The sequence below is a fragment of the Mycobacterium sp. genome, assembly GCF_035623875.1.
Classification (GTDB): domain Bacteria; phylum Actinomycetota; class Actinomycetes; order Mycobacteriales; family Mycobacteriaceae; genus Mycobacterium.
Genome location: NZ_DASPSP010000321.1, coordinates 1 through 15,218, shown reverse-complemented (window position 1 = coordinate 15,218; position 15,218 = coordinate 1). Strand labels below are relative to the sequence as shown.

The 15,218-nt window shown below is 63.1% G+C and carries 6 protein-coding genes; 5 read left to right on the top strand and 1 reads right to left on the bottom strand.

Going from position 1 to position 15,218, the window contains the following annotated elements; all coding sequences use genetic code 11:
* Nucleotides 1-7,182, bottom strand: a 7,182-nt coding sequence (locus VEI45_RS25635) for a type I polyketide synthase (protein ID WP_324857519.1), incomplete at its 3' end; no start/stop codon positions are given.
* Between the two features lie 212 nt (nucleotides 7,183-7,394).
* Here VEI45_RS25635 and VEI45_RS25630 point away from each other — a divergent pair.
* From VEI45_RS25630 to VEI45_RS25610, 5 genes are all read left to right on the top strand, one after another.
* Nucleotides 7,395-8,816: a condensation domain-containing protein gene (locus VEI45_RS25630; RefSeq protein WP_324857516.1), complete on the top strand. Its 1,422-nt coding sequence runs from the start codon at nucleotides 7,395-7,397 to the stop codon at nucleotides 8,814-8,816.
* 142 nt (nucleotides 8,817-8,958) lie between these two features.
* Nucleotides 8,959-11,958, top strand: coding sequence for an MMPL family transporter (locus VEI45_RS25625; RefSeq protein WP_324857514.1), 3,000 nt, complete (start codon nucleotides 8,959-8,961; stop codon nucleotides 11,956-11,958).
* Nucleotides 11,959-12,025: 67 nt separating this feature from the next.
* Entirely contained in the window at nucleotides 12,026-13,147 is a 1,122-nt protein-coding gene (pe, locus tag VEI45_RS25620) for an acyltransferase PE (protein WP_324857513.1), read from the top strand.
* 56 nt (nucleotides 13,148-13,203) lie between these two features.
* Nucleotides 13,204-14,937: an AMP-binding protein gene (locus VEI45_RS25615; RefSeq protein WP_324857512.1), complete on the top strand. Its 1,734-nt coding sequence runs from the start codon at nucleotides 13,204-13,206 to the stop codon at nucleotides 14,935-14,937.
* Nucleotides 14,938-14,969: 32 nt separating this feature from the next.
* A partial coding sequence (locus tag VEI45_RS25610; RefSeq protein WP_324857511.1) for a GAP family protein occupies nucleotides 14,970-15,218 on the top strand: 249 nt, incomplete at its 3' end.

Sequence of the window (15,218 nt, the reverse complement as noted above, 5' to 3'; positions counted from 1 at the left end):
CCAGACCTGCACCGCAGCCCCGGTCAGAACCGGTTGCGGACCGATCTCCATCAACACCGAGCATCCCAGCGCCGCCACGGTGCGCACGCTTTCGGCGAACTGCACCGGCTGGCGGGAATGCCGCCGCCAATATTGTGCGTCTAGCGGGGTTTCCGCCGTGAGCACGGCGCCGGTGCGGTTGCAGACCAGCGGCAACGTCGGGACAGCGAACTGCAACCGTGCTGCGTACGACTCGAATTCACCGAGCACCGGCTCCAGCAACTCCGAATGGAAGGCGTGGCTGGTTTCCAGCCAGCTGCAGCGGATCCCGTCGTTACCACATCTGGTGACTATCTGTTCGAGATCCGCGCCCGGACCTGACAGCACTGTGTTGGGGCCGTTGTAGGCGGCGACCGACACCCGCGGGAATTCGTTGGCGATCTCCTCCACGTGCTTGGCGTCGGCGAACACCGCCACCATTCGCCCACCTTCGGGCAGGCTGCCAAACAGCCGGCCGCGCTCGGCCATTAGCCGTGCCCCGTCCTCGAGGCTGAAAACCCCGGCCACACACGCCGCCGCGTACTGGCCTACGCTGTGGCCCAGCACCACGTCGGGCTCGATGCCCCACGACTGCCACAGCCGGGCCAGGCCCATCTCGACGGCGAAAAGCGCCGGCTGCGCAAACGACGTGTGCCGCAGTGCTTCTCCGGCCTCACCGCCGGCGTCGCGGTCGGTGGCGAACAGCACCTCCAGCAACGGGCGTGGCAGGATCCCGTTGACCACGTCCGCGCAGCGTGTCACCGTGTCTGCGAAAACCGGCTCAGCGTCGAACAACTCGCGCGCCATCCCCGGGTGCTGGCTGCCCTGCCCGGTGAACAACCACGCCGTCGTCGGCCGGTCAGTGCACTCGCCACGTATCACACCCGGTCGCAGCCGGTTCTCGGCCAACTCGGCCAGGCCCTCGCGGGCGCCCTGAACCGAATCCACGACCAGCGCGGCCCGATGGTCAAAATGCGAACGCCCCGCGCCGGCCGTGAGGCACACATCGGCGATGTCGACCTCTGGGTGGGAGTTCAACCAGGACTCATAACGCTGCGCCAGCGCCACCAGCGCCTGCGGTGACCGCGCGGACAGCGCCAACACATTGACCGTTTCATCTCCAGCGTCTGACTCCGACGCTGCCGCGATGTCGCCTGCCGAGTGTTCGTCGTCGGTCGCCGGTTGCGGTGGCGCCTCCTCGATCAGCACGTGCGCGTTCGTGCCGGTGAACCCGAAGGAACTTATGCCGGCGCGCCGCGGCCTGCCATTGGCGTGCCACGGAGTCGCCTTGTCTACGACTCGCACCGGCAGCGAATCCCACGGGATATGCGGCGACGGTTTCTCAAAGTGCAGGCTCTGCGGCAGCATTTCGTGCTGCAGCGACAACACGACCTTGATCAGACCGGCGGCCCCTGATGCCGACTCGAGGTGGCCGATGTTGGTCTTCACCGATCCGATCAGCAACGGCCGGTCCGCGTCACGAGCGGCACCATAGGCGGCACCGGCCGCCTGAACCTCGATCGGATCTCCCAGCGGGGTGCCCGTCCCGTGCGCTTCAAGGTAGTCAACATCCCCGCCGGCGAGACCGGCGCGAGCCAGCGTCGCGGTGATAAGCCGTTGCTGTGCACCCCCATTGGGCGCCGTCAAGCCACTGGAAGCGCCGTCTTGATTGACCCCGCTGGCCAGGATGACCGCGGAAACCCGATCGCCGTCGCGCACCGCATCGCTCAGCCTCTTGAGCACCAGAATCCCGCAGCCTTCACTGCGCACATAGCCGTCGGCCGCCGCGTCGAAAGTCGCGCAGCGCCCGTTGGGGGAAAGCATCCGGGCGCGCGAGGCTGCGATGGTGGCTACCGGACTCAGCAAGACGTTCACACCACCGGCCAACGCCAAATCGCAATCACCGGAGTGCAATGCCTGGCAGGCTTGATGGACGGCCACCAACGACGAGCTGCACGCGGTATCGACCGCCACCGCCGGTCCTTCTAGTCCGAGCGCGAAGGCAACCCGACCCGAAATGGCATTGAGCGCATTGCCGGTCATGAAATGGGGCTCGATGTTCTCGACCGAGTCGGCGGACAGCAGATGCGAATACTCGTTGACAGACACCCCCACGAAGATTCCACTTCGGCTGCCGCGCAACGCCCCTGCCGAATACCCGGCACGCTCCAAGCCCTCCCACGCAGTTTCCAGCGTCAGCCGCTGCTGCGGATCCATCCACACGGCCTCGCGCGGGGAAATACCGAAAAACTCCGGATCGAACCCGTCTATTCCGTCGAGGAATCCGCCGGAGCGGGTGTAGGTCTTGCCGGGTGTCCCTGGATCCGGGTCGTAAAACTCGTCGACGTCGAATCGGTCATCCGGGATTTCCCGGATCGCATCGACACCGCCGGACAACACCTCCCAGAAAGCCTCGGGATCGGGCGCGCCGGGAAAACGGCACGCGACCGCGACGATCGCGATCGGCTCATCCGTGCGCGTCGTCACTACCGGGGCCGGCTGGAGCCGTGCATTGGCGGATGCCTGCTCGCTGAGCCCGAGCACGTCGCCGAGCAGGTAATCCGCCACGTCGGACAGACGTGGGTAGTCAATCGCCAGGGTCGCCGGCACCTCCTTGCCCACTGCATGCTCGATGCGGCGCCGCAGTTCGACGGCCATCAGCGAATCCATGCCGAGATCGAAAAATCCGATGTCCTCGCGGATCTCCGCGGCACCGACTCGCGTCACCTCCGCCACCGCGTCGCGCAGATAATCCATGACAAGTTTCTTGCGCTGTTGCACCGGAGCTTGGGTGAGCTGCTCGACCAGTCGAGTCTTCCCAGAAGGCGTTGTTGCCGGCGCCGCATCGGGCACCTCACGCTCCAACTCCGCCAGGAATAACCGCCTCCCCGCTTGCTGGTAGAGCGGCAGGAAGCGGGCCCAGTCGATCCGGGCCACGACACCTTGCACTGTCCCCTGCGCGGAAGAAGCCGCCATGAGATCGGCCATACCCGCCAGTGCATCAGCAGGTGACAATGTCCGGACCCCGCGCTGCTCCAGTCGCGCACGAGCCTCCTCGTCAGCCATGCCCGCCGACCACGGACCGAAATTCACGCTGATCCCAGCGACGCCCTGCTCGCGCAGCCGCCACGCCAGCCCGTCGAGGAAGGCGTTGGCTGCGCCATAGGCGGTTTGACCGAACCCGCCCCATACTGAAGCGATCGAGGAAGTGCTGAGGAAGAAGTCCAGCTGTAGGTCAGCGGCTGCTTCGCTCAAATGCCAAGCACCCCAGACCTTCCCGGCGAACACTCGATCCACTTCGGCGTCGTCCAAGGTTTGCAGCGGGGTGGTACCGATCTCGCCTGCGGCGTGCACGATGCCGGCCAGCGGCGGTAGTTCGGCCTGGACGGTGGCCAAGAGGCGAGCGACGTCGTGCGGATTGGCGACATCGGCCGCGATGACCCGAACTTCGCAGCCGTGCTGTTCGCGTAGAGCATCGATGCGCTGTTGCGCGGCGTCGCTGGGCGAGCGTCGGCCGGTAAGCACCAGATGCCGGGCGCCGTGCGCTGCCAGGTATCCGGCGATTTCCAGTCCGACCCCACCCAGCCCGCCGGTCACCAGATATGTTGCGTCATCACGCAGTGCCAGCGGTGTTGCGATCGGCTGCCCTGCGCGTCGAGTCAGCCGGGGAACATAGACCGCTTGATCCCGCAGCGCGACTTGGTCTTCGCCGCGGGGTGCTGCCACCAGCTGGTCGATCAACCGCGACCATTCGTCGACACCGCCTTCGGACAGATCCACCAGTCCGCCCCACAGTCGTGGATATTCCAGCGAGGCGGCGCGACCGAACCCCCACAGGCAGGACTGCACCGGTGACACGGTGTCCGCGTTGGTGACCCGTTGTGCGCCGCGGGTTATCAGCCAGATGGGTGTGCGGAGTTCAGCGGCAACCGCGGCGCGGAAGAGTCGCCGTGTCCCGCCCAGGATTCGGTGTTGCATCCGCTCCAGCGACCGCATCGATGGTGCGGTGTCCGGGTCGAGGGCCGCGAGATGCAGAATACGCAGCGTCGGTTCGTCTGCTACCGCAGCGCGCAACGTAACTTCGAGTCGTTCCTCGTCCGCGTCGGACACCGGCAGCCCGAGGATCCGGTGCCGGTGACCCTGCGCGGTCAGCGCGTCCACCAAAGGCTGAACCACCTCGGCGTCATCGCCAATAATGAGCCAGGCAGATCCCTCGCCGGCTTTCACACCTGAGGTCTCTGAAACCCCAGCAGCGGATTTCTCCCAGCGAATCTCGTAGCGGAAGTCCGTGATGGACTGAGCTTTGCGCTGTTGGTTATGTTGTGCAGCAAGCTGTTTCAGCACATCGACGGTCTGTTGATTGCCGCTTGCACCGTCGAGCAGCGCGGCGAGTTCCTCGATCCGGCCGTCCTCCAGAAGCCGGACAGCTTCGGTACGGATGGCATCGGTCTGGGTGGGCCGGACCCGCTGCTCACGGAACCAGTACTCGCGATGCTGGAACGGATAGGTGGGCAGGTCGACCTTGCGCGCCGCTCCCTGCCGGACAGCGCCGAAGTCGGGCAGGTGGCCTAGGACGTACGCGTCAGCAAGGGCTTCGGTGATCTGGCGGTGGTCGGCGCTGTTTCGACGCAATGACGCGATCGCCCGCGGTGCAGTGGCCGGGTCAGGCCATGCCCGCAGGGCTGCGGCGGTGAGCACCGGTTGCGGGCCGACCTCCAGCAACACTTTGCAACCCAGATCGGCAAGGGTGCGCACGCTCTTGGCAAATTCCACCGGTTGGCGCGCGTGGCGACGCCAATAGGAGCCATCGAGTTTCACGCTCCTGCCGAGCGCGGCGCCGGTGCGGTTGCACACCAAAATCCTTTGTGGCGGGCTGAAATTGAACCGGTTTGCATACGACTCGAACTCGTTGAGGATCGGATCCAGCAGCGCCGAGTGGAACGCGTGGCTGGTGTCTAGCCAATCACAGCGCACACCGTCGGCTGTCAGCCCGGCCACCGCCTGGTCCAGATCCTGCGCAGGTCCCGACAGTACGGTATTAGCACCGTTGTAGGCGGCAACCGACAGACTTGGGAACTCGTCGGTGAGGCTCTCGACGCGCTCGGCGTCGGTGAACACCGCGACCATCCGACCGCCCGCAGGCAAACTGCCGAAAAGGCGGCCGCGCTCGGCCATCAGCAGCGCGCCGTCCTCGAGGCTGAACACGCCCGCGACGCAGGCCGCCGAATACTGGCCGACGCTGTGGCCCAGCACCACGTCTGGTTCTAAGCCCCATGACTGCCAGAGGCGGGCCAGGCCCATCTCCACCGCAAACAAGGCGGGCTGGGCGTAGGAGGTCTGCCGCAGCGTCTCTTCGCTATCCGGGCCATCCGTATCGAAAATAACTTCCAGCAATGGCTTTTCGAGAACGTCAGCGACCGCTACGGCGCACCGGGTCAGTGTCTCGGCGAACACCGGCTCGGTGTCGAACAGCTCCCGGGCCATTCCCGCGTACTGGCTGCCTTGACCGGTGAACAGCCACGCCGTCTTCGGCGTGTCATCGGATACTCCGCGCACCAGACCAGGTGCCGGGCGGTCGTCCGCGAGCGCACCGAGCAACTCACTGGCAGATTCCGTCGAATTGACCACCAACGCGGCCCGGTGCTCGAAGTGTGCTCGCCCTACCCCGGCGGTAAAGCAGACGTCCGCCAAGGTGGCCTCCGGGTGCGCGCTCAACCAGCTGCGGTATTGACCGGCGACCTGCGCCAATGCGGCGGGCGTGCGCGCCGATAGCGGAAGTACGCTGAACCGTCGGTCCCCGGGCTGGTCGACCGGGCCCGGCGCCACCGCGACCTGACCTACTTCATCAGGCGCTTCCTCGATGATGACGTGCGCGTTGGTCCCGGCGAATCCGAACGCGCTGACTCCCGCAATACGTGGGCGACCGTTGCGTTCCCAGGCGGTGGCCTCCTTGACAACCTGCACCGCAAGCCGGTCCCAGGGAATGTGCGGCGACGGATTGCGAAAGTGCAGGTGCTGCGGCAATACCTCGTGCTCGAGCGACAGGATGACCTTGATTACACCCGCGATCCCCGCGGCTGCCTCCAGATGCCCGATATTCGTCTTCACCGAGCCGATCAACAGCGGCCGGCTCGCCTCGCGCCCAGCGCCGAGCACCGCACCGGCGGCCTGGGCCTCGATCGGATCGCCCAGCGATGTCCCGGTCCCATGTGCCTCGAGGTATCCGACGTCGCCGGGTGCGATGCCGGCGCGCTCCAGCGCCTCGGCGATAACCCGTTGCTGGGCGATGCCGTTCGGCACCGTCAAACCACCGGATGCGCCATCCTGGTTGACCGCGCTGCCCCGGATCACGGCCCGGATCCGGTCGCCGTCGCGGATCGCGTCCTCAAGCCGCTTCACGACAATGACACCGCAACCCTCGCCGCGCACGTAGCCGTCCGCGGCCGCATCGAATGTCTTGCAGCGGCCGTCGGGCGCGAGCATGTGCGCAAGGGAAAAGGTGATCATGGTCGCCGGGGTGAGCAGGAGATTCACGCCGCCGGCCAGCGCGAGGTCGCATTCCCCCAAGCGCAGCGCTTGGCATGCCTGATGGATTGCCACCAACGACGAGCTGCACGCCGTGTCGACGGCGACCGCCGGGCCCTGCAGCCCCAACCGGTAGCTGATCCGGCCCGCTGCTGCGGCACACGATGTCCCGATTGCCGTGTAGGCTTCGATCTCGGCGTATGTCAGCTCGTCGGATTGCATTGCCAGGTAGTCATGGGTGGCTAAACCGATGAACACACCGGTGTTGGTGTTCGCCAAAGCCGTTGGCGCGGTGCCCGAATGCTCCACCGCCTGCCACACCGTCTCCAGCAAGAGCCGATGCTGCGGGTCCATCGAATTGACTTCGCGCGTCGACATACCGAAGAACGGCGCGTCGAACCCGGTTACGTCATCGACGAAACCTGCCCGACGAGTCACAACCTTCCCGGAGGCATCGGGATCCGGGTCGAAGAATTCGTCGGCATCCCACCGGTCCTGGGGCACCTCCGATATCGCATCCCGGCCTTCCCGCAGCACCTGCCAGAATTCGTTTGCGTCCGCGGCGCCGGGGAAACGCGCCGCGTAGCCGACTATGGCAAAACCCGATGCCGGCTTCGCCAGATCTTCGACGGATACCATGCAGTTGTCCTCCCTGCTTAGACCGGTGAAGGTTCGACCCGACGCGGGCGGGCCGGCTAGGCACCAGCATCGTCTTCCGACGGCGACTATCGCAAATGGGGCGCCTGCACCGGGAACCCTATCATCGCCATGCCCTGCCTGCCGGAGGGTTATGTTGATCTCGCTGCTAACGTGGCGGGATCGGAGCCGCTCACACCGAGGAGGACGAGGTTTTGCGCATCGGGAAGATTACGATCGGCTCACTCTATGATTGGACGCCGACCCCAGGATCGGTCATCTCCTGGCACCCGACGACCGCAGCTGCCGAAAAGGCCCGACAAGCGCCGGCCAGTTCTGTGCCGGTCAGCTACATGCAGGGCCAACATCTTCGTAATTTCTACGAGCGGACAGCCGCGGGGCTGGACTTTTCGCGACTACTAATCGCTACCTGTGAAGTACCCGGCCAGTGTGATATTTCTGCCATGAATCACGCTGTCAACGCATACCTGCGTCGGCATGACACGTTCCACAGTTGGTTCGACCACACCGGTAATGGAGAGTTCATAAGGCATATCATCAGCGATCCTGCTGATATTGAATTCACGCCGATCGATCACGGCAAAAAGACGGTTGACGAAATACGCGCTCATGTCGTGGCCATACCGAATCCGCTGGAGTTTGGCTGCTTCACCTTCGGGATTGTCCAAAACGAGAGTCACTTCGATTTCTTTGCCGCCATCGATCATGTCCACGGGGACGCGAGTTTGATTGGCGCAACGATGCTTGAGGCCAACGGAATGTATGCGGCCTTCAGCGAAGGCGGTGAACCTCTTGCGCTTCCCGATGCCGGCAGCTTTGACGATTTCTGCGCCCGCGAGCGCCAGTACACGTCAACGTTAACCGCAGATTCGCCTGAGGTACGCGCATGGATTGACTTCGCCGAGAACAACAATGGTAGCTTTCCCGAATTCCCACTTCCACTGGGTAACCCGTTGGAGCCGAGTAACAGTCACATGATCTCCGAACTGCTGATGGACGCAGAACAGACGGAGCGGTTCGAGTCAGCCTGCACAGCGGCCGGCGCGCGCTTCATCGGCGGCTTGTTCGCCTGCAACGCCCTGGTAGAGTATGAGTTCACGGGTGCACTCACGTATTACGGCCTCACTCCCAGGGATACGCGCCGAACTACGGATAATTTTGTGACGCAGGGTTGGTTTACTGGCTTGGTCCCGATCACCGTGCCAATTGCTGCGGCCTCTTTCGGCGAGGCTGCGTGGGCAGCGCAGGCTTCTTTCGATTCAGGTCACAACATGGCGAAGGTACCGTATTACCGCGTACTGGAATTGGCGCCGTGGTTGAGCTGGCCACAGCCAGACTTTCCGGTGTCTAACTTCTTCCATGGCGGCGCTGCTCCGCTCAATGCTGTCCTTGCAGCAGCCGACATGGGATATGCGAATAATATAGGAATCCACTCTGACGGTCGGTATTCATATCAACTGACGATCTATGTATTTCGGTATGGGGAGGGCACGGCAATGGCGATCATGTATCCCGACAACCCGGTCGCCCAGAAATCAGTTGTCCGTTACATGGCGGCGATGAGGTCCGTGTGCGTGCGGGTCGCTGATAGCGGGAGCTGGGGACGCGTCGCGTAGCGTGGAGCAATTCGATGGCTAGGGCTTTTCTGAAACGCGCAGTTTCCGGGCGGGCACGGTACGAAATTGCGCAGTTTGACAGGGCGTCGGCGAGTGTCGCCGGCGAGCGCACACGACTGCGCCGACCGGGGGTGAGGGCGATATGCGACGGCTAGCCGATCTTGTGGTGCGGTGGCCCTGGGTCGTAATAGGGCTCTGGGTCGCGATTGCGGTCGCACTACCTCTGACGTTCCCATCCCTCAACGAGATGTCCCAGAAACATCCGCTTGCCATCTTGCCCAGCGATGCACCGTCGAGCGTCACTGCTCGAAAGATGACCGAGGCGTTTCACGAATCGGGCTCAGAAGACCTCCTGTTGGTGGTCCTGACCGACGACAAGGGGCTAGGCCCCGCCGACGAAGCCGCTTACCGCAAACTGGTGGACGCGCTGCGCCATGACACGCGAGATGTCTTGATGTTGCAGGATTTCGTCAGCACGCCACCCCTGCGTTCGGTCCTGACCAGCAAGGACCACAAAACTTGGGTGCTACCGGTCGGCGTCGCGGGCGAGTTGGGTACTCCACGGTCTTACGCCGCTTTCAACCAGATCGGCGACATGGTCAAACACGCCGTCGCCGGAACGCCCCTGACGGCAAACCTCACCGGCCCCGCGGCAACCGTCGCCGACCTTACGGTCGCGGGCGCTCGGGATCGGCTTCCGATTGAGCTGGCGATCGCCGTTCTGCTGCTCATCGTCCTGCTGGTGATTTACCGCAGCGTGGTCACCATGCTGCTGCCGCTGCTAACGATCGGGATATCCCTGGTGATCGCGCAGTCGGTAGTGGCTGGATTCTCCCAACTGACCGGCTCGGGCGTCTCGAACCAGTCCATCGTATTTCTGAGCGCGATAATAGCCGGCGCCGGAACGGATTACGCGGTCTTTCTCATCAGCCGCTATCACGACCATTTGCGGTTGGGTGCGGATTTCGATCAGGCAGTCAAGGGGGCAATGATCTCGATCGGAAAAGTGATCGCGGCATCCGCCGCCACCGTCGGAATCACTTTTCTCGTCATAAGCTTCGCCCGAATGGGCGTGTTCAAAACGGTCGGAGCGTCGTCGGCGATTGGGATCGGCGTGGCGTTCCTCGCCGCGGTGACGTTGCTGCCGGCGATTCTGGTGCTCGCCGGGCCACGCGGCTGGGTCAAGCCACGGCGCGAACTGACCGCTCGGTTCTGGCGGCGTTCGGGCATACGCATTGTGCGCCGGCCGAAGGTCCATCTGGTTGCCAGTGTGCTTGTGTTGATCATCCTGGCCAGCTGCGCCGGCTTGGTGCGGTACAACTACGACGATCGCAAGGCCCTGCGGTCTTCTGCACCGAGCTCCATCGGGTATGCCACGCTGGAGCGCCATATCCCCGTGAATCAGTCCATTCCGGAGTACATCCTCATCCAATCACCGCATGACCTTCGCACGCCGCAGGCCCTTGCAGACTTGGAGCAAATGGCGGACCGAGTAAGCCAACTGCCGAATATCGCTGCAGTCAGTGGCATCACTCGTCCCACCGGAGCTGTGCCAGAGCAATTCAGAGCCACATATCAGGCGGGCGCTATCGGCGCCTTTCTGGCCGGCGGGTCCACCCAGATCAACGACCACACCGATGACTTCAACCGGCTGGCCGAAGGGGCCGGCACGCTGGCCGACAACCTCGGCGATCTGCGCGGCCAAGTCGGCCAGCTCGTTATCGGTATCCAGGGCATGATCGACGCTTTCTCATCGATGCAAACCCAGAACGGTGGCGACACGTTGGTCAAGGAGGTCGACACCGCAGCCAAGCTCGTCGACGCCGTCAACTCGCTCAGCAATTCCATGGGCTGGAACTTTTCGGCCGCCAAGGACATGTTCGGCTGGATATTCCCCGTTCTGACGGCGCTGCAGGGCAACCCGGTCTGCGATCTCGACTCGTCCTGCAGCGCTACCCGCGGGGAGTTTGTGCGGCTGGCCGGTGCGCGCGATCAGGGGGACCTCGACCAGATCAATGATCTGGCTCGACAACTGCAGACGTTTCCAGACAGGCAGACCCTGAATGCATCGATATCCCGCCTGCGTGGTGCATTCGCGAACGTCAGTAGGGTGCTGCATTCCATGGGGATGGACCAACCCGGTGGCCTGCAGGCAAACCTGAACAGCCTGCAAGATGGCGCAGACCGATTCGCCGGTGGGAGCCGGCAAGTGGCTGACGCGGTGGCACAACTCGTCGACCAACTCAAACAGATGGGTGCCGGGCTCAGCGAGTCGGCGGCGTTTCTGCTGACGCTGAAACATGACGCGGCGCAACCGGCCATGGCCGGGTTCAATATCCCGTCCCAGCTGCTGCACTTAGAGCAGTTCAACAAGGCCGCCAAGGTATTCATTTCGCCAGACGGCCACTCGGTGCGGTACTTCGTTCAAACCAAACTGAGTCCCTTCAGCACCGAAGCCATGGATCAGGTCAACGCAATCAGTGGAACCGCTCGGGGAGCCCAACCGAATACCGCATTGGCGGACGCCACGGTATCGATGGGGGGATACACCGCCAGCCTGCGGGACACGCGCGATTATTACGAACACGACATCCGGTTCATCATCGCCGTAACCCTCATCGTCGTGCTACTGACCTTGATCGCACTGCTGCGTGCGGTTGTCGCGCCGCTGTATCTAGTTGCTTCCGTGGTGATTTCGTATTTGTCGGCGGTGGGGATTGGCGCGCTGGTATTTCAATTCATACTCGGCCAGCAATTACATTGGAGCGTGCCCCCACTAGCATTCGTGGTGTTGGTCGCGGTCGGAGCCGATTACAACATGCTGCTCATCTCGCGAATGCGTGACGAGTCTCCGCACAGCATGCGTTACGGCGTCATTCGCACCCTGAGTTCGACCGGCGGTGTTATCACTGCGGCGGGTCTGATCTTCGCTGCCTCGATGTTCGGTCTCTTGTTTTCCAGCATCGGCACCGTGGTCCAGGGCGGTTTCGTGATCGGTGCCGGAATCTTGCTGGATACCTTCTTGGTGCGCACCGTAACGGTGCCCGCCATGGCTGCGCTGGCCGGGCGGGCGAACTGGTGGCCGTCACGAGTGGGAGTGCGGCGGTCGCTGTCGCGGTCACCGGCCGGACGCGCCGAGTAGTGACCGGTTAGCGCGCACGCGTGATGTATGTGAGACTACGAGACGAAGCCGAGGGTCAGGAGTAGGGATGAAGAAACTACTCGCGGGCGTTACCACACTGGTAACTGTCAGCGCCACAGGATGTTTCGGCATCGGGACTGCGTCGGCCGACGACACGCCGGCTGGTGGGACGCTGGCTGGTGGGACGTCGGCTGGTGGGACGGCGTACGCACTCGGGGGCGCTCACGTTTTGGGTATCCCCTACGACGAGTACATACGCCGAGAAGGTGCGGAATGGTTCCCAGGCCAGAAGCGACAGATTGTTGGCTACCCCGCAGGCCAGGTTCAGGGCCACCTGCTGGAACGACTCTTCCCGGGCATAAGCCGGCTCGATGAAGCCGTGCCGGGCCTGGGTATGGACGGTCCCAGCGTCGGCGAGTCGGTCGACGTTGGAACGGATAACCTAGATGCGGCGATCCGCAAAGGTGGTCCCGGTACCGCGATCGGCTTATCGGAGGGTTGCCTCGTGCTGGACGCCGAGCAGGCTCGGCTCGCGAACGATCCCACGGCACCACCGCCAGATCAGCTGAACTTCGCCACATTTGGCGACCCAGTTGCGCGTCACGCCTTCGGTCAGAGTTCCACGACCGCACTGTTCCCGGTCGGCACCGTTGTTCCAGCACTCGACTACCGCGTACCACCTCCGGTGGAGAGCCAATACGACACGAAGATTTTCGTCTCCGCCTACGACTCGATCGCCGACTTTCCCGACCGGCCGGACAACCTGTTTGCTCTCGCGAACACGGTCATGGGCCTCGCCACTGGTCACACCGCCGTGGCATTCACCAACGAGAGCATGGTGCCACAACAGAACATCAGAACGACGGTTAACTCCAGGGGTGCGAAAACTACGACGTATTTGATCCCCGAAAAACACCTTCCGCTGGTCATGCCCCTGGCCTATCTCGGGGTGCCGGAAGACACGCTGAATCAGCTCGACGCAATACTGATACCCAGGGTGAACGCGGGGTATTCCCGAAACGACGATCCGCTGACCGCTCCAATCCAAGTGGACCCGGTGCACGGCTTCGACCCCCTGGCCGTCACTGCGCCGGCCACCCAGGCGACTTTCGGCGGCGGCGCCGATCCTTTTTCGCAAATGCTCAACGTTGCCACGTCCGTGTTGTCCCACGGCACCGGCACAGGCTGACAACCGAGTCCGAGCCGACGGATTCGACGAGTTAGTACGGACGTAATGTGACGCATATGTCTCCGCCATCTATTCTCGCCATGCTGCACGGGCGTGCCAGCCTGCGGCCCCATGACGTAGCGTTCACCTTTACCAATTACGACGACGACTGGGCGGGTGTTCCCGAGAGTCTCACGTGGTCGCAGTTATCCCGCCGAACCCTAAATGTGGCACGCGAGCTCGACCTTTATGGGTCGGTCGGAGACAGGGCAGTAATCCTGGCTCCCCAGTCCCTTGATTACATTGCGGCATTCCTGGGGTCCATGCAGGCTGGGCTGATCGCAGTTCCGCTCCCGTTGCCGCACCGCGGCTCGAGCGATGAGCGTGTAGGTGCGGTCCTTGCCGATACGTCGCCCTCGGTTGTTCTCACAACGTCCGCGGTCGCGGAAGATATCACCGAATATGTTGATCAAGCACGCCTGGACGCCGTTCCAAAGATCGTCGAAATCGATTCGATGAATCTGGACGTCGATGGCGGAACAAGCGTTCGGACAGCCGACTTGCCCAGCACCGCGTATTTGCAGTACAGCTCAGGTTCAACCCGACTGCCAACCGGGGTCATGATCTCGCACCGCAACCTCCAGGTGAATTTCGAGCAGCTGATGCGCAGCTTTTTCGCGGACTCCCACGTTAAACCCCCATCCACGATTGTTTCGTGGTTGCCCTTTTATCACGACATGGGTTTGGTGCTGGGAATCTGCGCACCAATCCTGGGCGGCTTTCGCGGCGAGCTGACGAGTCCGATTTCGTTCTTGGAGAGGCCGGCCAGATGGATGCGATCTTTAGCCGGGAGTCCTGCGACGTGGTCAGCGGCGCCTAACTTCGCCTTTGACTTGGCCGCCCGCAAGACAACCGACAGCGACCTGGCCGGGCTAGACCTCGGCGGGGTGGTGGGCATCATCAGCGGTGCCGAACGTGTCGAGCCGGCCACATTGCAACGCTTCGTTGATCGGTTTGCTCACTTCAATTTTCGGGACCATATGATGCGTCCCTCATATGGTTTGGCGGAGGCAACCGTCTTCGTGGCGGCTGGCACCTGGAGTGGATCGTCGGAGGCGGTTCACTTCGATCTCGGGGAGCTGTCCGCGGGCCGCGTTCAGCGGTGTTCGTCAGGGACCGGCACAGAGCTGGTCAAATACAAAGTGCCACGATCACCCACGCTGCGGATCGTCGACTCCGACACACACCGCGAGTGCGCTGCGGGCTTGGTCGGCGAGATCTGGGTACATGGCGCCAATGTCGCCGACGGCTACTGGAGCAAACCGCCGGAGGAGCAGCGCTGCTTCGGCGCAATGCTCGTCGACCCTTCGCCGGGCACGCCTGACGGACCCTGGCTAAGAACCGGCGACCAGGGTTTCATCTCCGAGGGTGAGCTGTTCATTGTCGGCCGCATCAAGGATCTGCTGATCATCCATGGGCGTAATCATTTTCCCGAGGACATTGAGGCGACGATCCAAGAGATCACACGTGGTCGGGTCGCGGCGATATCGGTCCCGCTGAACAGTACCGAGAAGCTGGTCACCATCATTGAGCTCAAGAAGCGAGGCGATTCGAACGAGGAGGCGATGCACTGGCTCAGTTTGGTCAAAAGCGACGTCACCTCCGCGATATCCAACGGGCACGGCTTGAATGTCGGGGACCTCGTTCTGGTATCGCCCGGGTCGATTCCCACCACGACGAGCGGCAAGATCCGGCGCGCCGCCTGTGTCGAGCAGTACCGCCAGGACCAATTCGCCCGGTTGGACGCCTAAGCCGACCCGTGGGCGCGCACCCAGAATTACCAATGTTGGTCACTGTCCTGGTAATGGCCTTTGCCGTCAGCGTCGAACCGTTCCGAATCGGTATGACCGTGCTCATGCTGAACAGGCCCAGACCGGCGCTGCACCTGCTCGCGTTTTTGCTTGGCGGTGTCGCAATGGGAACGACGGTGGGTCTGGTTGTCTTGTTCGTGTTTCGACGCAGACTGCTGGAGTCTAGCTACTTCACTTTGCCCAAAGTTCAGATTCTGATCGGGTTCCTGGCGCTATTGGTC